The organism is Streptomyces tamarix (assembly GCF_032423885.1).
In the GTDB taxonomy this organism is placed as follows: Bacteria; Actinomycetota; Actinomycetes; order Streptomycetales; family Streptomycetaceae; genus Streptomyces; species Streptomyces tamarix.
In genome coordinates, this window is sequence record NZ_JAWCTQ010000001.1 from 23,889 (window position 1) to 45,668 (window position 21,780).

Annotated in this window: 16 protein-coding genes; 8 read left to right on the forward strand and 8 right to left on the reverse strand. The window is 74.5% G+C overall.

Going from position 1 to position 21,780, the window contains the following annotated elements:
• Positions 1–55 precede the first annotated feature (55 nt).
• Genes RND61_RS00105 through RND61_RS00130 form a run of 6 tightly spaced genes read left to right on the forward strand, consistent with a single transcriptional unit; the run spans position 56 to position 6,351 of the window.
• On the forward strand, positions 56–1,555 hold the full coding sequence (locus tag RND61_RS00105) for an ABC transporter substrate-binding protein (RefSeq protein ID WP_315875498.1): 1,500 nt from the start codon (positions 56–58) through the stop codon (positions 1,553–1,555).
• Positions 1,552–3,300, forward strand: coding sequence for an ABC transporter permease subunit (locus RND61_RS00110; protein WP_315875499.1), 1,749 nt, complete (start codon positions 1,552–1,554; stop codon positions 3,298–3,300). The genes RND61_RS00105 and RND61_RS00110 overlap by 4 nt, the downstream gene beginning before the upstream one ends.
• A complete protein-coding gene (locus RND61_RS00115; RefSeq protein WP_315875500.1) occupies positions 3,290–3,469 on the forward strand; it encodes a hypothetical protein in 180 nt (59 codons plus the stop codon). Before RND61_RS00110 ends, RND61_RS00115 begins: the two co-directional genes overlap by 11 nt.
• Positions 3,459–4,472, forward strand: coding sequence for an ABC transporter ATP-binding protein (locus RND61_RS00120; protein WP_315875501.1), 1,014 nt, complete (start codon positions 3,459–3,461; stop codon positions 4,470–4,472). Before RND61_RS00115 ends, RND61_RS00120 begins: the two co-directional genes overlap by 11 nt.
• Positions 4,469–5,149: a dipeptide/oligopeptide/nickel ABC transporter ATP-binding protein gene (locus RND61_RS00125; protein WP_315875502.1), complete on the forward strand. Its 681-nt coding sequence runs from the start codon at positions 4,469–4,471 to the stop codon at positions 5,147–5,149. The genes RND61_RS00120 and RND61_RS00125 overlap by 4 nt, the downstream gene beginning before the upstream one ends.
• On the forward strand, positions 5,146–6,351 hold the full coding sequence (locus RND61_RS00130) for an MFS transporter (protein ID WP_315875503.1): 1,206 nt from the start codon (positions 5,146–5,148) through the stop codon (positions 6,349–6,351). Before RND61_RS00125 ends, RND61_RS00130 begins: the two co-directional genes overlap by 4 nt.
• Positions 6,352–6,434: 83 nt before the next feature.
• Here RND61_RS00130 and serA read toward each other — a convergent pair whose 3' ends face one another.
• The 6 genes from serA to RND61_RS00160 form a co-directional block, all read right to left on the reverse strand.
• Positions 6,435–8,024, reverse strand: a complete 1,590-nt coding sequence (gene serA, locus RND61_RS00135; RefSeq protein ID WP_315875504.1) for a phosphoglycerate dehydrogenase — start codon at positions 8,022–8,024, stop codon at positions 6,435–6,437.
• Positions 8,025–8,292: 268 nt separating this feature from the next.
• Positions 8,293–9,294, reverse strand: a complete 1,002-nt coding sequence (gene ilvC, locus RND61_RS00140) for a ketol-acid reductoisomerase (protein WP_315875505.1) — start codon at positions 9,292–9,294, stop codon at positions 8,293–8,295.
• Positions 9,295–9,378: 84 nt separating this feature from the next.
• Complete coding sequence (gene ilvN, locus RND61_RS00145; RefSeq protein ID WP_071263920.1) at positions 9,379–9,903, reverse strand: acetolactate synthase small subunit; 525 nt, start codon at positions 9,901–9,903, stop codon at positions 9,379–9,381.
• 22 nt (positions 9,904–9,925) lie between these two features.
• Positions 9,926–11,779, reverse strand: a complete 1,854-nt coding sequence (locus RND61_RS00150) for an acetolactate synthase large subunit (RefSeq protein WP_315875506.1) — start codon at positions 11,777–11,779, stop codon at positions 9,926–9,928.
• 242 nt (positions 11,780–12,021) lie between these two features.
• Positions 12,022–14,910, reverse strand: coding sequence for a putative bifunctional diguanylate cyclase/phosphodiesterase (locus tag RND61_RS00155; RefSeq protein ID WP_315875507.1), 2,889 nt, complete (start codon positions 14,908–14,910; stop codon positions 12,022–12,024).
• A 433-nt stretch (positions 14,911–15,343) separates the two neighbouring features.
• Positions 15,344–16,306 carry a 2-hydroxyacid dehydrogenase gene (locus RND61_RS00160; RefSeq protein ID WP_315875508.1) on the reverse strand — a complete coding sequence of 321 codons (963 nt, stop codon included), beginning with the start codon at positions 16,304–16,306 and terminating at the stop codon, positions 15,344–15,346.
• A gap of 74 nt (positions 16,307–16,380) precedes the next feature.
• Between RND61_RS00160 and RND61_RS00165 the strand changes: the two genes are divergently transcribed.
• Both RND61_RS00165 and RND61_RS00170 read left to right on the forward strand, forming a co-directional pair.
• On the forward strand, positions 16,381–17,391 hold the full coding sequence (locus tag RND61_RS00165; RefSeq protein WP_315875509.1) for an aldo/keto reductase: 1,011 nt from the start codon (positions 16,381–16,383) through the stop codon (positions 17,389–17,391).
• 107 nt (positions 17,392–17,498) lie between these two features.
• The gene (locus tag RND61_RS00170; protein ID WP_315875868.1) at positions 17,499–18,647 is read left to right on the forward strand and encodes a PQQ-dependent sugar dehydrogenase; all 1,149 of its coding nucleotides are present in this window, start codon (positions 17,499–17,501) and stop codon (positions 18,645–18,647) included.
• Positions 18,648–18,693: 46 nt separating this feature from the next.
• On the opposite strand, the gene RND61_RS00175 is transcribed toward RND61_RS00170, so the two are convergent.
• Together RND61_RS00175 and RND61_RS00180 are read right to left on the reverse strand one after the other, a co-directional pair.
• On the reverse strand, positions 18,694–19,266 hold the full coding sequence (locus RND61_RS00175; protein ID WP_315875510.1) for a GNAT family N-acetyltransferase: 573 nt from the start codon (positions 19,264–19,266) through the stop codon (positions 18,694–18,696).
• Positions 19,267–19,298: 32 nt separating this feature from the next.
• Positions 19,299–21,584, reverse strand: coding sequence for an MMPL family transporter (locus RND61_RS00180; RefSeq protein ID WP_315875511.1), 2,286 nt, complete (start codon positions 21,582–21,584; stop codon positions 19,299–19,301).
• Positions 21,585–21,780 lie beyond the last annotated feature (196 nt).

Consider the following 21,780-nt stretch of genomic DNA (forward strand, 5'->3'; position numbering starts at 1 on the left):
TCATTATGTTAGCGTCCGGGCACCGCGATCGACCTCTGCCCGGAAGGGTGCTCCCGTGCGCCACCAGCCTGTCCGCCGTCTCCTGCCCGCCGCCGCGCTCGTCTCGGCGTCCCTGCTGCTCGCCGGGTGCTTCGCCGCCCCCGGCGGTGCCGACGACGGCGGGGCGGGCGGCGGGAAGCGGATACGCGTCGCGATGATGAACCCGCCCCGCTCCGGGCTGTCGCCGCTCTCCGACGACGCGTTCAAGCTGTCCCGCTGGTCGACCGCCGAGACCCTCGTCACCCTCGACGCGGACGGCGACGCCCGTCCCGCCCTCGCCACCGCCTGGAAGCAGCACGGCGCCCGCTGGACCTTCACCGTCCGCGACGGCGTCACCTTCCACGACGGCACGCCGCTCACCGCGCGGGACGTCGTCCGCTCCCTCACCCGCGCCGCGACCGCCTCCCCCAAGCCGCGCATCCTCGACGGCGTCGACCTCACCGCGACCGCCTCCGGGAAGACCGTCACCGTCACCACCGCCGCCCCCGACCCGCTGGTCCCCCAGCGGCTCAGCTCCCCGCAGCTGTCGATCCTGTCCGCCGGGGCGTACCGGGGGAAGACCGTCGACCCCGTCGGCACCGGCACCGGCGCCTTCCGCCTCACCAGGGTCGACGGCGCCTCCTCCGCCTCCCTCGACCGCTACGACGGCTACTGGGGCGGCAGGGCCAAGGCGCCCGGCATCGACGTCGTGTTCGTCCCCGACGGCACCGCCCGCGCCGCCGCGCTGCGCGCCGGCGAGGCCGACATCGTCGAGGCCGTGCCCGTCTCGCAGGCCGCCCTCCTCGACCCGGACCTCGTCACCGAGGTCCCCATGCCGCGCACCAACACGCTCTACCTCAACACCGCCGAGGGCCCCTTCAAGGACCCCGCGCTACGGGCCGCCGCCCGCCGCGCCATCGACGCCGAGACGATCGTGAAGGGCGTGTACGAGGGCCGCGCCGACACCGCCGAGGGGCTGCTCGGCCCCGCCGTCGCCTGGGCGGACGACCTGCGCGCGCCCCGCCGGCCCGCCCCCGCCGCCGCCCCGCGGGGCGCCGTGATCACCATCGGCACCTTCACCGACCGCGCGGAGCTGCCCGAGGTCGCCCAGACCCTCCAGCAGCAGTTGCGGAAGGCCGGCTTCGACGTGCGGCTGGAGGTGCGCGAGTACGCCGCCATCGAGGCGGACGCCCTGGCCGGCGCGTTCGACGCGTTCCTCCTGTCCCGCGCGACCGTCCTCGACTCCGGCGACCCCGCCGCGTACCTCTACAGCGACTTCGCCTCCCGCGGCTCCTTCAACCTCTCCCAGCTCGCCGACCCCGCCGTCGACGCCGCGCTCGGCAAGGCCGCCGCCGCCCCGGCCGGCGACGCCCGCCGCAGGGCCGTGATGGCCGCGGAGGCCGCCGTCCTCGCCACCGACGCCGCCGTGCCGCTCCTCCACGAGCGGGTCGTCCAGGGCGACGCCGCCGCCGTGTCGGGCGTCGCGCACGACCCGCGCGAGCGCCTGCTCGTCACGCCCGACACGTACGTCAAGTGACCGCCCCCGCCGCCGCGGGCGTCCGGGCCGGGGCGACCCGGGCCCTCGCGCTCGCCGCCGTCCTCGCCGGCGTCGGCCTGCTGCCCTGGTACTCCGGCCGCGACCCCGCCCTGACCGTCCTGCGCGCCCGGTCCGCCGAGCAGGAGCCCACCGCCGAGGCGCTCGCCGCGATCCGCGCCGACCTCGGTCTGGACGTCGGGCCGGCCGCGCTCCTCGCCGACTGGGCGTCCGGGCTGCTCCGCGGCGACCTGGGCACCTCGTGGGTGTCCGGCGCCGACGTCCTCCCGGCCGTCACCGCGGGCCTGAAGGTGTCGCTCGGCCTCATGGGTGCCGCGCTCGCCGTGGCGCTGCCCGTCGCCGCCGCCCTCGTCGCGCCCGTCCTGGTGCGCGGCCGGGGCACCGCCGGGGCGGTCGCCGCGATGCTCGCCGCCGTACCGGAGTTCCTCCTCGCGACGGTCGCCCTCGTCGTCGGCGGGGTGTGGCTCGGCTGGTTCCCGACGGCGGGCTGGGCGGGCCCGGCCCACCTGGTGCTGCCCGCCGTCGCGCTGGGCGTCCCGGCGGGCGGGCTGCTGGGGCGGCTCGCCGCCGACGCGCTGCCCGCCGTCCTCGACGAGCGGTGGGCCGAACTGTGGCGGGCCGCGGGCGTCACCCGGGCCCGCGTCGCGCGCGCCGCGCTGCGGCGCGTCCTGCCGCCGCTGGTCCCGCAGTTCGGGCTGGTCGTCGTGGGGCTGACGGGCGGCGCGGTTGCCGTCGAGACGGTCTTCGCCGTGCCGGGCATCGGCCGTACGGCGCTGGGCGCGGCCCGGTCGCAGGACCTGCCGCTGCTCCAGGGCGCCGTGCTGGCGCTGCTGCTGCTCGGCCTCGCGGTGGGCGGCGCGGCGGCGCTCGTACGGCACCGGATGCTCGGGCCCGGCCTGCGGGCCGCGGGGCTGACGCTGCCGGCGCCGCGCCCGCCGCGGGTCGAACCGGCAGTCCCGGTGGCGCTGGCCGCCCTGCTGCTCGGGGTGATCGGCTGGGGCCTGCTGCGCGACCCGTACGCCGTGGACACCGCCACCCGGCTCGCCCCGCCGTCGTACGCGCACCCCCTCGGCACCGACGGCCTCGGCCGGGACGTGCTGGCCCGCCTCGGGCACGGCGCGGCGGCGACGGTCGGCACGGCCGCCGCGGTGTGCGCGCTGAGCTTCCTGCTGGCGCTGGCGCTGGGCTTCGCGCCGAACCTCGCCGCGGGCACCTCCGACATCGCGAACGCGCTGCCGCCGGTGATCACCGGCATCCTCGTCGCCGCGGCGTACGGACCGGGTACCGGCGGGGCGGCCCTCGCCGTGGCGCTCGTCTCCTGGCCGCCGCTCGCCGCGCACGCCGCCGCCCTGGTGCAGGAGGTGCGGGCATCCGGCTTCCTGCTGGCCCAACGGGCCATCGGCGCCGGACCGGGGTGGGTGCTGACCCGGCACGTCCTGCCGTCCGTGGCGGGCCCGGTGGCCCGGCACGCCCTGCTGCGGCTGCCCGGCACGGCCCTGGCGCTCGCGTCGCTGGGGTTCCTCGGCCTGGGCGCGCAGCCGCCCGCGCCCGAGTGGGGGCTGCTGCTGGACGAGTCGCGGGCGTACGTGGAGCGGGCCCCCTGGGCCGCCCTCGCGCCCGCCGCCGCCCTCGCCGCGCTCGCCGCCCTGGCCGTGTCCGCCGCCGCGTACGGCGCCTCCGCCCGCCCCCGTGCCCGCTCCGGGAAAGTCCCCTCTCGTGCCCGCTGACGAGCCGCTCCTGACCGTCCGCGCCCCGCGGATCTCCCTCGACGGCGCCGAAGCCGTACGCGGGCCGTCCTTCGACGGCGCCGAGACCGTACGCGGACTGCCCTTCGACGCCCCCACCCGCTCTCCCCGCTCCCCCCGCTCCTGGAAGGCCCCCTCCCGTGCCCGCTGACGAGCCGCTCCTGACCGTCCGCGACCTGCGGATCTCCCTCGACGGCGCCGAAGCCGTACGCGGGCTGTCCTTCGACGTCCGCGCCGGGGAGGTCCTCGCGTTGGCCGGGGAGTCCGGCGCGGGCAAGTCCCTGACCGCGCGGGCGCTGCTCGGCCTGGTGCCGCGCGGCGCCGAGGTGCGGGGCGGCGTACGGCTGCGCGGCGGGACGGAACTGGTCGGCGCGAAGCCCCGCGCGCTCGCCGCGCTCTGGGGCCGGCGCGTCGCCCTCGTCCCGCAGGACGCGCTGTCCGCCCTCTCCCCCGTGCACCCGGTCGGCGACCAGCTCGCCGTCGCCGTACGGTCCCTGCGGGGCGTCTCCCGCCGCGAGGCGCGCGCCCGCGCCGCCGCGGCACTGGACCGGGTCGGCATCCCCGCCGCCCGCTGCGGCGCGTACCCGCACGAGCTGTCCGGCGGCATGCGCCAGCGGGCCGTCATCGCGCTGGCGACGGTCGGCGGACCCGACCTGGTCGTCGCCGACGAGCCCACCACCGCCCTCGACCCGGACCTGCGCGACCAGGTGCTGCGCCTGCTGGCCGAGCGGCGGGAGGAGACCGGCGCGGCGCTCGTCCTCGTCACCCACGACCTGGAGGCCGTCCGCGACCACGCCGACCGCGTCCTCGTCCTGTACGCGGGCCGGCACGTCGAGTCGGGTCCGGCACCGCTCGTTCTCGACCGCCCCCGCGCCCCGTACACGGCCGGGCTCCTCGCCTCCCTCCCGCCCGCCGTGCCGGTCCCCGGCCGGGGCCGGCGGCTGCCCGCGATCGGCGGGGCACCGCCCGGGCCCGGCGAGCCGGCCGCCGGGTGCGCGTTCGCGCCGCGCTGTCCGCTGGCCGAGGACCGCTGCCGCGCCGACGTGCCCGGGCCGCGCCGCGTGGGCGCGGCGGCGGACGGCCGGGAGGTCTCCTGCCACCGCGCGGCCGACCTGCCCGACCCCCTCGGCGAGCTGTTCCCGGAGGCGGTGTGAGCGCGCTGCTGGAAGTGCGCGACCTGGTCGTCCGGTACGGGACGACGGTCGCCGTGGACCGCGTGTCGTTCGAGGTGCGCGCCGGCGAGACCCTCGCGCTGGTGGGCCCGTCCGGCTGCGGCAAGTCGTCCACGGCGGCGGCCGCGCTGCTGCTGCGCCGCCCGGACGGCGGCGAGGTGTGGTTCGAGGGCCGCGAGCTGACCCGGCTGCCGGAACGGGAGCTGCGGGGGCTGCGGCCCGCGATGCAGCCGGTGTTCCAGGACCCGTACGGCTCGCTCAGCCCCCGGCAGCGCGTCCGCGACGCGGTCGCCGAGCCGCTGCGCGTCCAGGGCCGCTGGGACGCGGCGACCGGGCCGGCGCGGGTCGCCGAACTGCTGGCGCTGGTCGGCCTCGACGCCGCGCACGGTGAGCGGCGGCCGCACGAGCTGTCGGGCGGCCAGTGCCAGCGCGTCGGCATCGCCCGCGCCCTGGCGAGCGGGCCGCGGCTGCTGGTGCTCGACGAGCCGGTGTCCGCCCTCGACCCGAGCGTCCGGGCGGGCGTGCTGAACCTGCTGGCGCGGCTCCAGGAGACCCTGGGGCTGGGCTACCTGTTCATCTGCCACGACATGGCGCTGGTACGGCACTTCGCGGACCGTACGGCCGAGATGCGGGCCGGCCGTCTGGTGCGTGTCTCGTGAGCGCCCTCGCCCGGCTGCTGATCGGCAGCCAGTTCGCGTTCAACACCGGTTTCTTCGCCGTACTGCCGTACCTGGCGGGCCACTTGAGCGGCACGCTCGGGCTGGGCGGCTGGCTGGTCGGCCTCGTCCTGGGGCTGCGGACCTTCAGCCAGCAGGGGTTGTTCGTGGTGGGCGGCGCGCTGACCGACCGGTTCGGGCCGCGCCCGGTGGTGCTGGCGGGGTGCGCGCTGCGCGTGGCGGGCTTCGCGTGGCTCGCACGGGCGGAGGCGGTGTGGGCGGTGGTCGCCGCGGTGGTCCTGGTCGGTTTCGCCGCGGCCCTGTTCTCGCCGGCCGTCGAGTCGGAGGTGGCGCGGGAGGCGGTACGGCTGGAGGAGGCCGTGGGCCTGCCGCGCACCCGGGTCCTGGCCCGGTTCTCCGCGGCGGGCCAGGCCGGCGCGCTGCTCGGGCCGGCGCTGGGCGCGGTGCTGCTGGCCGGCGACTTCCGGGTGGCGTGCGGGGCGGGGGCGGTGGTCTTCCTGCTGGTGCTGGCCGGGCACGCGCGGCTCATGCCCCGCCGGGCGGGCACGGTGGGCCCGACGCGCACGCCGTCGGGGCTGGGCGGGGCGCTGCGCCACCGCCGTTTCCTGGCGCTGACGGCCGCGTACGCGGCGTACCTGCTGGCGTACAACCAGCTCTACCTGGCGCTGCCCGCCGAGGTGGACCGGACGGCGGGCTCGCAGGCCGCGCTGGGGTGGCTGTTCGCGCTGTCGTCGGCGCTCGTGGTGGCGGGGCAGCTACCGCTGGAGCGGTGGGCCGCGCGGCGGCTGTCCTGGGGCGCGTCGGTCCGGGTCGGCCTGGTCGTGGTCGCGGCGGCGTTCGCGGCGGGCGGGGCGCTGCGGGGCACGGGCGGCCCGTGGTCGGCGGTGGTGTTCGTGGTGCTGCTGGCGGCGGGCCAGATGCTCGTGTCCCCGGCCGTGCGGGCGTGGCTGCCGGACCTGGTGGACGAGCGGCGGCTGGGGCTGTACACGGGGGCGATGTCGTCGCTGGCGGGCCTGGTGGTCCTGGTGGGCGGCGCCCCGGCGGGCGCCCTGGTGGGGACGGGCTGGTACTGGCCGGTCCTGGCGGCGGTCGCGCTGCTGGGGGCCGCGGTGGTGCCGCGCGGCGCGGCTCGGGGCCGTACCGGAGCGGACCGCGCCGCCGCCAGGGACGGGGCCGGCGCCTAGGGCGGGCGCGGGCCGCGGTGGACGCGCGGCGCCCCCGCGCGCACGGGGTGCGGGCGGGGGCGCCGGGTGGTGCGGAGGGGCCGTCAGGTCAGGTTGACGGAGCGGACGGAGGTGGCGCCCACCTCTTCGCCCAGCTCCGTGAGGACCGGCGGCGGCACCGTGTCGTCGACGGTCAGGACCGCCAGGGCCTCGCCGCCCTCCTCGGCGCGGGAGACCTGCATGCCGGCGATGTTCAGGCCGGCCTCGCCGAGGATGCGGCCGACCGTGCCGACGACACCCGGGCGGTCCTCGTAACGCAGGACGACCATGTGGTCGGCGAGGGCGAGGTCCACGTCGTAGTCACCGACGGCGACGATCTTCTGGAGGTGCTTGGGACCGACCAGCGTGCCGGACACGGCGACCTCCTCACCGTTGCCGAGCGTGCCCCGGACGGTGATGACGTTGCGGTGGTCGGGGGACTCGCTGCTCGTGGTGAGCCGCACCTCGACGCCGCGCTCCTGCGCGAACAGCGGGGCGTTCACGTACGAGACGGTCTCGTCGACGACGTCCTCGAAGACGCCCTTGAGGGCGGACAGCTCCAGCACCTTGACGTCGTGCTGGGTGATCTCGCCGTAGACCTCGACGTCGAGGCGGACCGCGACCTCGCCGGAGAGGGCCGTGAAGATCCGGCCGAGGCGCTCGGCCAGCGGCAGGCCCGGCTTGACGTCCTCCGCGATGACGCCGCCCTGGACGTTCACCGCGTCGGGGACCAGCTCGCCGGCGAGGGCGAGGCGCACCGAGCGGGCGACGGCGATGCCGGCCTTCTCCTGCGCCTCGTCCGTGGACGCGCCGAGGTGCGGCGTGCAGACGACCTGGTCGAACTGGAACAGCGGCGAGTCCGTGCACGGCTCCTTCGCGTACACGTCGAGGCCGGCGCCGGCGACACGGCCCTCCTTCAGCGCCGAGTACAGCGCCTCCTCGTCGACGATGCCGCCGCGCGCGGCGTTGACGATGCGGACGGTCGGCTTGACCTTGTGCAGCGCGTCGTCCCCGATGAGGCCGATCGTCTCGGGCGTCTTCGGCAGGTGGACGGTGATGAAGTCGGAGACCTCCAGCAGCTCGTCCAGGGAGAGCAGCTTGACGCCCATCTGCGCGGCGCGGGCCGGCTGGACGTACGGGTCGTAGGCGACGACCTTCATGCCGAACGCGGACATGCGCTGGGCGACCAGAACGCCGATGCGGCCGAGGCCGACGACGCCGAGGGTCTTCTCGCTCAGCTCGACGCCGGTGTACTTGCTGCGCTTCCACTCGCCGTTCTTCAGGGCGGTGTTGGCCTGCGGGATGTTGCGGGCCGTGGCGATCAGCAGGCCGCAGGCGAGCTCGGCGGCGGTGACGATGTTGGACGTCGGGGCGTTGACGACCATCACGCCGGCCTTGGTGGCGGCGGAGACGTCGACGTTGTCCAGACCCACGCCCGCGCGGGCGACGACCTTGAGCTTGTTCGCGGCGGCGATGGCCTCGGCGTCGACCTTGGTGGCGGAGCGGATCAGGATCGCGTCGACGTCGGCGATGGCGGGGAGCAGCTCCTCGCGGTTCGCGCCGTTGCAGTGCCGGATCTCGAAATCGGGGCCGAGGGCGTCGACGGTGGCGGGCGACAGCTCTTCAGCGATGAGTACGACGGGTTTCGAGCTCACGTGAGGTCCTCACAAGTCCAGTGCGGACGGCCGTCCCGACGGCCGCAGGCGGTGGAGGGGGGCTTGCCGCGTGGAAGACGCACGACGCTGTGGGCCTGACGCGTATTGCTGTGCAGTGTAGTAGCGGCGGAAGCCGATTTCTGCGCCTCGTTGGCAGGATCACCCACACGAGGCTGGACGCCGTGGACAAGCCCCACGCGGACGGGGCGGGGAAGGCGGGGAAAGACGGCGGGGCCGGGCGCTTCGCCCGGCCCCGCCGCCGAGAGGCTCAGGCCTCGTCGTTGTCCACCCAGCTCATGAGCTTGCGCAGCTCCTTGCCGGTGGTCTCCAGCAGGTGCTCGGCGTCCTGCGTCTTGTACTCCTGGTACTTCTTCAGGCCGCCGTGGTACTCGTCCATCCAGTTCTTGGCGAACGTGCCGTCCTGGATCTCGGCGAGGACCTTCTTCATCTCGGCCTTGGTGGCGTCGGTGATGATGCGCGGGCCCGTGACGTAGTCGCCCCACTCGGCGGTCTCGGAGACCGACCAGCGCATCTTCTCCAGGCCGCCCTCGTACATGAGGTCGACGATCAGCTTCAGCTCGTGGAGGCACTCGAAGTAGGCGATCTCCGGCTGGTAGCCGGCCTCGACCAGGGTCTCGAAGCCCGCCTTGACCAGCGCGGAGGTGCCGCCGCAGAGCACGGCCTGCTCGCCGAACAGGTCGGTCTCGGTCTCCTCGGTGAAGGTCGTCTTGATGACGCCCGCACGCGTGCCGCCGATGGCCTTGGCGTACGAGAGGGCGAGGGCGAAGGCGTTGCCGGTGGCGTCCTGCTCGACGGCGGCGATCGCCGGGACGCCGCGGCCCTCCTCGTACTGGCGGCGGACCAGGTGGCCCGGGCCCTTCGGGGCGACCAGGGCGACGTCCACGCCGGCCGGGGGCTTGATGAAGCCGAAGCGGACGTTGAAGCCGTGGGCGAAGAACAGCGCGTCGCCGTCCTTCAGGTTGCCCTTGATGGAGTCCTCGTAGACCTGGGCCTGGATCGGGTCCGGGATGAGGATCATGATCACGTCTGCCTCGGCCGCGGCCTCCGCCGGGGTGACGACGCGCAGGCCCTGCTCCTCGGCCTTGGCCTTGGACTTGGAGCCCTCGTGCAGACCGACGCGGACGTCGACACCGGAGTCGCGGAGGGACAGCGCGTGGGCGTGGCCCTGACTGCCGTAACCGATCACCGCGACCTTGCGGCCCTGGATGATGGACAGGTCGGCGTCGTCGTCGTAGAACAGCTCGGCCACTGGGTTTCTCCTTGGGTGTTCTGGTGGTGCGTCCCACCGTACGGTGGGGAGGGATCAGGACGTTGGGGGGTCTCGCTACGCGGACTACGCCGAGCGGTCGAGGGCGCGCAGCGACCGGTCCGTGATGGACCGGGCACCACGCCCTATGGCGATCGTGCCGGACTGGACGAGCTCCTTGATGCCGAACTGCTCCAGCATCTTCAGCATCGCTTCGAGCTTGTCACTCGATCCGGTGGCCTCGATGGTCACCGCCTCGGGCGAGACGTCGACGGTCTTGGCGCGGAACAGCTGGACGATCTCGACGATCTGGGAGCGGGTCTCGTTGTCGGCGCGGACCTTCACCAGGACGAGCTCGCGCTGGATCGCGGCGCCGGGCTCGAGTTCTACGATCTTCAGGACGTTGACCAGCTTGTTGAGCTGCTTGGTCACCTGCTCCAGCGGCAGGTCCTCGACATTGACCACGATGGTGATGCGGGAGATGTCGGGGTGCTCGGTGACGCCGACGGCGAGCGAGTCGATGTTGAAGCCGCGGCGGGAGAACAGGGCGGCGATCCGGGCCAGGATGCCGGGGGTGTTCTCCACCAGGACGGAGAGCGTGTGCTTGGACATGGTTTCTTGACTCAGCTCTCTCTCAGTCGTCTTCGCTGTCGCCGAAGTCGGGGCGGACACCGCGGGCGGCCATGACCTCGTCGTTGGAGGTGCCGGCGGCGACCATGGGCCACACCTGGGCGTCCTCGTGGACGATGAAGTCGATGACGACGGGGCGGTCGTCGATGGCGTTGGCCTCGGCGATGACCTTGTCCAGGTCCTCGGGGCGCTCGCAGCGCATCGCGACGCAGCCCATCGCCTCGGACAGCTTCACGAAGTCCGGGATGCGGGTGCCGGCGCTGGGCTCCTTGCCCGACGCCTCCGGGCCGGAGTGCAGGACGGTGTTGGAGTAGCGCTGGTTGTAGAACAGCGTCTGCCACTGGCGGACCATGCCGAGGGCGCCGTTGTTGATGATGGCGACCTTGATCGGGATGTTGTTCAGCGCGCAGGTGACCAGTTCCTGGTTGGTCATCTGGAAGCAGCCGTCGCCGTCGATGGCCCAGACGGTGCGGTGCGGGGCGCCGGCCTTGGCGCCCATCGCGGCCGGGACGGCGTAGCCCATGGTCCCGGCGCCGCCGGAGTTGAGCCAGGTGGCCGGCTCGTCGTAGTCGATGAAGTGGGCGGCCCACATCTGGTGCTGGCCGACGCCCGCCGCGAAGATCGTGCCCTCGGGGGCCAACTGCCCGATGCGCTGGATGACCTGCTGGGGGGCGAGGCTGCCGTCCTCCGGCTGGTCGTAGCCGAGGGGGTAGGTCTCGCGCCAGCGGTTGAGGTCCTTCCACCAGGCGCTGTAGTCCCCGGTGTGGCCGGCGGTGTGCTCGGCCTGGACGGCCTGGACGAGGTCGGCGATGACCTCGCGGGCGTCGCCGACGATCGGCACGTCGGCGGTGCGGTTCTTGCCGATCTCGGCCGGGTCGATGTCGGCGTGGACGATCTTGGCGTACGGGGCGAAGCTGTCCAGCTTCCCGGTGACGCGGTCGTCGAAGCGGGCGCCCAGCGCGACGATCAGGTCGGCCTTCTGCAGGGCGGTGACGGCGGTGACGGAGCCGTGCATGCCGGGCATGCCGACGTGCTGGGGGTGCGTGTCGGGGAAGGCGCCGAGGGCCATCAGCGTGGTGGTGACGGGGGCGCCGGTCAGCTCGGCGAGGACCTTCAGTTCGGCGGTGGCGCCGGCCTTCAGGACGCCGCCGCCGACGTACAGGACGGGGCGCTTGGCGGAGGTGATCAGCTTGGCGGCCTCGCGGATCTGCTTGGCGTGCGGCTTGGTGACCGGGCGGTAGCCGGGCAGGTCCGTCTGCGGGGGCCAACTGAACGTGGTCTTCGCCTGGAGGGCGTCCTTGGCGATGTCGACGAGGACGGGGCCGGGGCGGCCGGTGGAGGCGATGTGGAAGGCCTCGGCGATGGTCCTCGGGATGTCCTCGGCCTTGGTGACCAGGAAGTTGTGCTTGGTGATCGGCATGGTGATGCCGCAGATGTCGGCCTCCTGGAAGGCGTCGGTGCCGATCGCCTTGGAGGAGACCTGGCCGGTGATCGCGACGAGCGGGACGGAGTCCATGTGGGCGTCGGCGATCGGGGTGACCAGGTTGGTGGCGCCGGGGCCGGAGGTGGCCATGCAGACGCCGACCTTGCCGGTGGCCTGGGCGTAACCGGTCGCGGCGTGGCCGGCTCCCTGCTCGTGGCGGACCAGGATGTGGCGGACCTTGGTGGAGTCCATCATCGGGTCGTAGGCGGGCAGGATCGCGCCGCCGGGGATGCCGAACACCGTGTCGGCCCCGACTTCCTCGAGAGAGCGGATGAGGGACTGGGCGCCCGTGACGTGCTCAACGGTGGCGGAGGGCTGTCCGCCGGAACGGGGCCGTGGCTGCGGGTGGTGGGCCCCGGTGGCCTGCTCGGTCATCGGCAATCTCTTCTCGAAGCTGAGGGTGGTGACGAGAGTTCTCGGCGGGTCTGTCGGTGTCTGTCAGGGTGTGTCGCGAGGCGCCGGTGCAACAAAAAACCCCTCGTGCCGTGAGGCAAGCGAGGGGAGCGCGCCGGTGAAAGTCCGCAGGGCCGTGGTGGACCTGCTCAGCCGACGCGCTTTCCAAGTACGAGAATTCGGGTGCGCATGGCAATGACCCTCTACCCGGCGCACCGTCAGTGTCAAGTGGGTGGGACGCGAGTCTCATTATGTGAGCACATCGAGGGAAGCGGGCGGGCCGGGAGCGCCTGGACGGAGACCGCGCCGCCGGTGAGGGCGGGCAGGGAGACCGCGCCGGGCACCGGGAAGGTGTCGCGCACCAGGGCCCGGCGGAGCCGGTGTTCGTCGAGCGGCCCGGAGAAGGCCGCCCCCTGCGCGTGCGTGCAGCCCATGGCCCGCAGGGCGAGGACCTGCTCCGGTACGTCGACGCCCTCGGCGACGGACTGGAGGCCGAGGTCGCCGGCGATCCTGAGCAGCCCACCGGTGATCTTGTGGAGCCTGGCGGACTCGACCACGCCCTCCACGAGGCCCCGGTCCAGTTTCAGGATGTCGACGGGGAGCCTGCGGAGGGCGTTGATCGCGGCGTACCCGCTGCCGAAGCCGTCGAGGGCGATGCGGACGCCGAGCCGCCGGAGGGCGACGAGGCGCTGCTCCAGTTCGTCGAAGGGGAGGCGCGGGTCGCTGTCGGCCAGCTCGACGACGAGGGCGCCGGCGGGCAGGCCGTGCCGGGTGAGCAGCGCCTCGATCGTGCCGAGCGGTACGGACCGGTCGAGGAGGCGGCGGGCGGGCACGCGGACGGAGACGGGGGCGCGGTGGCCCTGGCGGCGGCGTTCGGCGGCCTGCCCGATGGCCTCCTCCAGCATCCAGTGGCTGAGCTCGGCGGTGCGCTCCCCGGCGTCGTCCGTGACGCGGAGGAACTCCGCGGGGGTGAACAGGATGCCCTGGGCGGAGCGCCAGCGGGCCTGCGCGGCGACGGCGGCGACCCGGCCCGTGGCCAGCTCCACGACGGGCTGGTGGAGGAGGGCGAACTCGCCGTCGTGCAGCGCGGTGCGCAGCCGGGCGGTCAGCTCCGTGCGGCGGACGGCCTCGGCCTGCATCTGGGGCGCGTACAGCTCGACGCGGTTCTTGCCGCCGGCCTTGGCGCGGTACATGGCCAGGTCGGCGTTGCGCAGGAGGTCGCCGGCGGTGATGCCGGGCTCGGCGAAGGCGACGCCGATGGACGCGGCGACGCGGACCTCGGCGCCCTCGACCTGGTACGGCTGGGAGAGCGTGAGGCGGAGCCGGTCGGCGATCTCGTGGACCTGGAACTCGCGGGCGGCGGGGTCGTGGCCGGCGTCCCCGGCGATGAGCGCGGCGAACTCGTCGCCGCCGAGCCGGGCGGCCGTGTCCCCGGCCCGTACGGACTCCTGGAGGCGGCGGGCGGCCTGGATCAGCAGCTCGTCGCCGGCCTGGTGGCCGAGGCGGTCGTTGACGCCCTTGAAGCCGTCGAGGTCGATGAAGAGCACGGCCGTGCCCGAGTCGCCGGAGCGGCGGCCGCTGAGGGCCTGCCGGACGCGCCGGGTGAACAGCGCGCGGTTGGGCAGGTCGGTGAGCGGGTCGTGTTCGGCGCTGTGCTGGAGCTGGGCCTGGAGGCGGACGCGCTCGGTGACGTCGCGGCTGTTGAAGATCAGGCCGCCCTCGTGGCGGTTGACGGTGGACTCGACGTTGAGCCACTCGCCCGCGCCGGACCGGAAGCGGCACTCGATGCGCGTGGTGGGCTCCTCGGACGGCGGTGCGGCGAGGAACCTGCGCACCTCGTGGACGACGCCGCCGAGGTCGTCGGGGTGGATGAGCGCGGCCAGCTCCGTGCCCACGAGCTCGTCGGCGTCCCGTCCGTACACGCCGGACGCGGCGGGGCTGACGTAGCGGAGGACGCCGCTGGGGGCGGCGATCATGATGACGTCGCTGGAGCTCTGGACCAGGGACCGGAAGTGGTTCTCCTTCTCGGCCAGCTCCTGGGTGAGGGCGATGTTGTCGAGCAGCATGATGCCCTGCCGGACGACCAGGGCGAGCACGACCGCGCAGCCGGTGAAGACGACGAAGCGGTCCACGCGGCGGCCTTCGACGAAGAAGTACAGGATGCTGAGGGTGCAGACCCCGGCCGCGAGGTACGGCGTGAGCGCGGCGAGCGAGCCGGCGATGGGGCGGCCGGGATGCCGCTGCGGGCGCTGCTCGCGCTCCGGGGAGGGCGGCTCGGCTCCCCTGCGCGCGCCCCAGGGGGCGTACGCGAGGAGCAGGGAGCCCGCGAACCAGCCGGCGTCGAGGAGCTGCCCCGAGCGGTACGCGTCCCGCAGCAGCGGGGACGTGAACAGGGCGTCGCACAGCACCGTGAGGGCCAGGGCGGCGACGGCGGTGTGGACCGCCGAGCGGTTCCCCTTGGAGCGGCGGAAGTGCAGGGCGAGGAGCATGCTCACGAGAACGATGTCGAGCAGCGGGTAGGCCAGGGCGAGGGCCGCGCGGGCGACGCTCTCGCCGTCGACGCGCGCCGTGTGCGCGAGGGCGAGGCTCCAGGAGAGCGTGAGCAGCGAGCCGGCGATCAGCCAGGAGTCCAGCGCGAGGCAGACCCAGCCGGCGCGGGTGACGGGGCGTTTGGCGAGGACGAGCAGCCCGACGATCGCGGGCGGCGCGAACAGCAGGAAGAAGAGGTCGGCGAGCGACGAGTCGGGCACCGGTTGGTCCAGCACCACCTCATACCACCCCCAGACGGCGTTGCCGCAGGCGGCCATGGCGGAGGAGAACGCGAACAGCAGCCAGGCCGGACGGAAGGGGCTGCCGTGGGCGCGGGCGTAGCGGAAGCACGAGACCGCGGCGGCCAGGGCGGCGGCGCTCAGGCCGAAATCACCCATGATCAGGGCCAGTTCCTCGGACCCCCAGCCGAACAGCGCGCCCGTCGCGTAGCCGCCGCAGAGGAGGGCGAGGAGCAGTTGTCCTCTCGCGCCACCCGCGCCGCCCGCTCCGCCGCCGGGAGGGCCGCCGGGCGCCTCTTCTTCGGTCACCGGCCGGCGGTCGGTGACGAGGCCGGGGGCGCTCATCGGAACGCCCCCATCCGGAGGATCTCCGTCCGGAAAGTTTCGGTCCGGAGGGGTCCGGCCCGGAAGGTCCGGCCGCCCCGCCGCTTCGGATCGTCGCTGTATCGACCGCGCATCGCCCGTCGCCCCCCTCGGATTGTGATCGGCAATCACGTCGGCATCACGTCTTCCCCGGTGCCGGTTCTCATGCTCGACGTGCCCCCAAGTCGTGACGATACACCAGGATCGTCACACAGCGACAGGGCTCCTATACGCTCCGTAACGATCAAGTCGGTTATACGCACGCACTGCACTCGAAACGATCCGGATCGTATAGGTCCGGACGTACCGGTTGCAGACAAAGCGCATCGGTACGTTCCCCCGGAACGGGCGGAAGGAACATGCCGCCGGTACGGGACGCGGGCAAAGGCGCGCGGAACGTGCCGGACGGCGTGATCTAGCCGGTGGTCAGGACGACGTTGCGCAGCGGCTCCCCGGCCGCGAACCGGGTGAGCTGATCGACGACCAGCCGCTTGGCGCGCGGCATGAACGCCGAGGTGGAACCACCCACATGGGGGCTGATCAGCACGCCCGGCGCATGCCAGAGGGGGTGCCCGGCCGGCAGCGGCTCGGGGTCGGTGACGTCGAGCGCGGCGGTGACGCGGCCGCGCTCGACCTCCGCGAGGAGGGCCTTGGTGTCCACGACGGGGCCCCGGGCGACGTTGACGAGCAGCGCGCCGTCCTTCATGCGGGACAGGAAGGCGGCGTCGGCGAGGTGGCGGGTGTCCTCGGTGAGCGGGGTCGAGAGGATCACCACGTCGGCTTCGGGGAGGAGGGTGCGCAGATCGGTGAGTGAGTGCACGGGACCGCGCGCTGTGGTGCGGGCGGAGCGCGCGACGCGCATGACCCGCGCGCACTCGAAGGGTGCGAGCCGGTCCTCGATGGCCGCGCCGATGGAGCCGTACCCGACGATCAACACGGACTTGTCGGCGAGCGCCGGGAAGAAACCGCCCCGCCACTCCTCCCGGTCCTGGCGGCGGACGAACCCGGGGATGCCGCGCAGCGACGCCAGCACCAGCGCCAGGGCGAGCTCCGCCGTACTCGCCTCGTGAACGCCCCTGGCGTTGCACAGCGCCACGCCGGGCGGCATGGCGGAGAGGCCCGGCGTCACGTGGTCCACGCCGGCGGACAGGGTCTGGACGACCTGCAGCGAGGTCATCGCGGCGAGCGGGCGCACCGCGACCTCCGTGCTCTTCATGTACGGGACGACGTAGAAGGCGCAGTCGGCCGGGTCGGCCGGGAGGTCGGCGCCGCCGTCCCAGAAGCGGTAGGTGAACCCGGTCGCGGACGGGTCCGGAAGGCCCTCGACGTCGTCGGCGGGGAGGGGCAGCCACACATCGGTGGTCACGTCAGCAGTCATGCCCTGGAGGCTAAGCGAAGGGAACGGCCCGCCATTGGTTAGTTTTGGTGGGCCGCACAGGGAGGTACGGGGAGTTGGAGCGCAGGACACTCGGGGCGACCGGGTTCGAGGTGGGGGCGGTCGGCCTCGGCTGCATGCCGATGAGTTGGGCGTACAGCACCTCCCAGCAGCGCGGCGACCGCTCGCTGCGCGCCGTGCACGCCGCGCTCGACGCGGGGGTGAGCCTGCTCGACACCGCCGACATGTACGGGCCGTTCACCAACGAGCTGCTGCTGGGCCGGGTGCTGAAGGAGCGGCGCGCGGACGCGTTCGTCGCGACCAAGTGCGGGCTGCTGGTGGGCGACGGGCACATCGTGGCCAACGGGCGGCCCGCGTACGTGCGCCGGGCGTGCGACGCGTCGCTGCGGCGGCTCCAGACGGACGTGATCGACCTGTACCAGCTGCACCGGGCCGATCCGGAGGTGCCGGTCGAGGAGACCTGGGGCGCCATGGCGGAGCTGGTGGCCGCCGGGAAGGTGCGCGCGCTGGGATGGTGCGCCGTGGGGGTGGGCGGCGCGCGGCGCGGGGGCCCGTACGGGCGGTACGACGGAACGGTTCGCCAGTTGGAGCGCGTCCAGCAGGTGTTCCCGGTGAGCACCGTGCAGGCGGAGCTGTCCGTGTGGTCTCCGGAGGCGCTGGCGCGGCTGCTGCCCTGGTGCGCGGCGCGCGGCGTGGGGTTCCTCGCGGCGATGCCGCTGGGCAGCGGTTTCCTGACCGGGACGCTGACGCCGGGCGGCGGGTTCGAGCCGGACGACCCGCGGGCCCGGCACCCGCGGTTCACCGCGGAGATGATGGCCGCGAACCAGCCGCTGGTCGCCGGGCTGCGCCGGGTGGCCGAGCGGCACGGCGGCGCGGCGGCCGGGGTGACTCCGGCCCAGGTGGCGCTGGCGTGGACGCTGGCGCAGGGCCGGCACGTCGTCCCCGTGCCGGGCACGAAGCGGGAGCGCTGGGCGGTGGAGAACGCGCGGGCGGCCGGACTGGCGCTGACCGCGCGGGACCTGGCGGAGATCGCGGCGCTCCCACCGGCGCGGGGCTCCTGGGACTGAGGTGCCCGGCCCGCGGGCCGGAGCGGTGCGCCGGGAGCGCCTAGGCTGGGCGGGACGGGCTCCACTCCGCCGCGGGGAAGGAACGAAGAACCGTGCGACGTCCTGCTGTGACGGCCGTGTCGGCCGCTGCCGCTCTGCTGCTGGCGACCGGGTGCGCGGCGGACGGGGGCGGCGGCCCGGCGGGCCCCGCGGCCGGCACGCCGACCCGCTCCGCCGCGTCCGCCCCGCCGTCCGCATCGCCCTCCCCCTCCGCGCCCCCCGCCAAGGGCTCCGTGCGCGTCGTGTCCACGGTCGCCCGGGGGCTGAAGTCGCCGTGGGGGCTGGCCGCGCTCCCCGGCGGCGACCTGCTGGTCTCCTCCCGCGACGAGGGGACCGTCACGCGCGTGGACGCCGAGAGCGGCGAGCTGACGGTGCTCGGCGAGGTGCCGGGCGTGGCGCCCGGCGGGGAGGGCGGTCTGCTCGGCCTGGCGCTGTCCCCGAAGTTCGCCGAGGACCACCTGGTCTACGCGTACTTCACCACCGAGTCCGACAACCGCATCGCCCGCATGCTGTACGACGAGAGCCGGCCGCCCGGGCAGCAGTTGGGCGCGCCCGACACGGTCCTGCGGAACATCCCGAAGGGCGTCGTCCACAACGGCGGCCGGATCGCGTTCGGCCCCGACGGGATGCTGTACGCGGGCACCGGCGAGACGGGCGACACGGGGCTGGCGCAGGACAGGGCGTCGCTGGGCGGCAAGATCCTGCGGATGACCCCGGACGGGCAGCCCGTGCACGGGAACCCGGAGGCGGACTCGGTCGTGTACTCGTACGGGCACCGCAACGTGCAGGGCCTCGCGTGGGACGCGGACAAGCGGCTGTGGGCGGCCGAGTTCGGGCAGAACACCTGGGACGAGCTGAACCTGATCAGACCGGGCGGCAACTACGGCTGGCCGGAGGCCGAGGGCAAGGGCGGCGGGGGCGGCTTCACCGATCCGGTCGCCCAGTGGCCGGTGGCCGACGCGTCACCGAGCGGCATCGCCGTCGCGCGGGGCTCGGTGTGGATGGCGGGACTGCGCGGCGAGCGGCTGTGGCGGGTCCCGCTGGCGGGCGGGAAGCCCTCGGCGGCGCCCCAGGCGTTCCTGGAGGGCGACCACGGCCGGCTGCGCACGGTGGCGGCGGCCGGCGGGAACCGGCTGTGGCTGGTCACCAGCGAGACCGACACGCGCGGCACCCCGGAGTCCGGCGACGACCGGATCCTCCTGCTGGAGGTGGAGTGAGGGCGCCCCGCCCCGCCTCCCGCGGCGGGGCGGGGCGGGGCGCGTCCTACGCGCCGCCCTCGCCCGCGCGCAGGGCGTGCCACTCGGGGGCGAGGACGGACCACACCTCGATGTCCTGGCGCGCGCCCCGGTAGAGGTGGCTCTCGCGCAGGACGCCGTCCCTGGTCATGCCGAGCCGCTTGGCGACGTTGACGCTGGCGGTGTTGCCGGCGGCGACCAGCCACTCGACGCGGTGGATGCCGCGCACGTCGACCGCCCAGTCGATGATGGCGCGGGCGGCGCGGGTCACCAGGCCGCGCCCCACGGCGGCCGGCTCCAGCCAGCAGCCCGCCTCGCAGGTGCCGGCGGCGACGTCCATGGTGCGGAACAGGACGCCGCCGACGAGGGTGCCGTCCTGGCGGATGCCGAAGATGCGGCCCGTGTCGGCGGCGGTCTTGTCGGCGTACGACTGGAGGAAGGCCCGGGCGGACGGCAGGTCCGGGGCGACGTCGGCGAGCGCGATGTACCGCCCGATGTACGCGCGGCCCCGGTCGATGTGGGCCAGGTACTCCTCGGCCTGCCAGGGCTCCAGCGGGCCCAGTTCGGCCCCGTCCCCCAGGGACAGGCTGAATACGCTCACGGTGCTCCCCCTCCCCCACCGGTCCGGCGGGACTACGGCACGAGCTCCCCTTCGCCGCTCGTGCGCTTCCCCGGGATCTTCGCACGCGCGGGCGCGCCGCACTCCGGGGCCTCGATGCTGATCCGGGGCAGCCGGCGGTCGAGGGAGCGGGGCAGCCACCAGTTGGCGCCGCCGAGCAGGTGCATCAGGGCCGGGACGAGCAGGGTCCGCAGGACGAACGCGTCGAGGGCGACGGCGGCGGCGAGGCCGATGCCGAACATCGCGATGACGCGGTCGCCGGAGAGGACGAACGCCAGGAAGACGGCGATCATGATCACGGCGGCGGAGTTGATCACGCGGCTGGTCTCGGCGAGACCGACGCGGACGGCCCGCCGGTTGTCCCCGGTCTCCAGCCACTCCTCGTACATCCGGCTCACCAGGAACACCTGGTAGTCCATGGAGAGGCCGAAGAGCACGGAGACGGCTATCACCGGCAGGAACGGTTCGACGGGCCCGGCGCGGCCGAGGCCGAGGAGTTCGCTGCCCCATCCCCACTGGAAGACCGCCACGACGACCCCGAGCGCCGAGGCTACGGCGGCGACGTTCATCGCGGCGGCCTTCAGCGGGATGCCGACGGACCGGAACGCGAGCAGGAGGAGCAGGCAGCCCAGCGCGATCACGATGCCGACGAACAGCGGCAGCTTGCCGACGATCACCCGCGCGAAGTCGTCGTACGACGCCGTGACGCCGCCGACGTGCACGTCGAGCGAGGAGCCGGCCTCGGCGGCGGGCAGCACCTCGGCGCGCAACCGGTCCACCAGGTCGCTGGTCCGCTGCGACTGGGGCGCGGAGTCCGGCACGACGGTGACGACGGCGGTGTTGCCGCTGCCGCTGTACGTGACGGGGCCGACCGACTCGACGCCGGCCGTGGCGCGGAGCTGGGCGGGCAACTGGTTCGCGGCGAGGCGGTCGCCGGCGCCGTCGAGCCGCGCGACGAGGGTGAGCGGCCCGTTGACGCCGGGCCCGAAGCCGTCGGCGAGCAGGTCGTACGCCTGCCGGGTGGTGGCCGCGGCGGGGTCGTTGCCCTGGTCGGAGGTGCCCAGGCGCAGGGAGAACGTCGGCAGGGCGAGGACGGTCACGACGACGACGGCGACGGCGCCCAGCTTCTTCGGGTGGCGCTCGACCAGCGCGGACCAGCGGGCGGCGAACCCGGTGGGCGTCTGGGGCTCGGGGCCGTGCTCGGCGAGGCGGCGGCGCTCGCGGCGGGACAGGGCCCGCATGCCGATGAGGGAGAGCAGGGCGGGCAGCAGCGTGACGGACGCGGCGACCGTGAGGACGACGGTGAGGGAGGCCGCTATGGCGACGCCGTTGAGGAAGCCCAGCCGCAGTATGAGCATGCCGAGCAGGGCGATGCAGACGGTGGCGCCGGCGAAGACGACGGCCCGGCCGGTGGTGGCGACGGCGTTCTGGGCGGCCTCGGGGACGCCGAGGCCGCGCTTGAGGCCCTTGCGGTGGCGCGTGACGATGAACAGCGCGTAGTCGATGCCGACGCCGAGGCCGATGAGCGTGCCGAGCATCGGGGCGAAGTCGGCCACGGTCATGAGGTGGCCGAGCAGGGTGATGCCGAAGTAGGCGGTGCCCACGCTGACCAGGGCCGTGGCGATGGGCAGGAGGCTGGCGGCGAGGGAGCCGAAGGCGAGGAAGAGGACGACCGCCGCGACGGCGACGCCGACGATCTCCGCGGTGTGGGAGCCGCCCCCCTGGGTGAGGGCGGCGACGGTGCCGCCGACCTCGACCCGCAGGCCGTCGCCGGCGGCGGCGCGGGCGGTGTCGACGAGGGCGCGGGCCTGCTCCTCCGGGATGTCGTCGGCGGGCCGGTCGAAGGTGACGGTGGCGTAGGCGGTGCGGCCGTCCTCGCTGATCTGCCCCTCGCCCGCCTCGACCGCGCCGGCCTTTCGGGCGGCGGCCTGTGCGGCCCGGACCTCGCCCGCCGTGGCCTCGGGGAGTTCCGCGGGGCCGTACGGCGTGGTGACGGCGGCGACTCCGGGCAGATCGGCGACCTCGTCGAGCATGGCGGCGATCCGGCGCTCGACGGTCCCGCCGCGTACGTCGCCGTGCTCGGTGTGCCAGACGACGGTGCCGCTGTCGCCGCTCCGGCCGGGGAACGCCTCCTGGAGCAGGGCCGTGGCGCGGCCGGACTCGGTGCCCGGGACCTCGTAGTCGTTGGAGTACGCGGAACCGGCGACCCCGGCGGCCACCGTGACGCCGCAGAGCGCGGCGAGCCAGAGCAGGACGGCGACGAGTCGGTGGCGCACGCACCACCGGGCGATGGCTGCCAAGGGCTTCGCTCCCTGATCGGGGGTTCTGGTCCTGGCGCCGGGACCCTCCCCGGGAGAACGCATGACCGTAGGGGAGCCACTCTGGCATCGAAAAAAGATCGTTTGCCCGTTTCGTGGGGTTGCTCACAGCGCACGCAGCACGAAGGGCGGTGCACCGACTCGCGGTGCACCGCCCTCGTACGCGTACCGGCGCCGG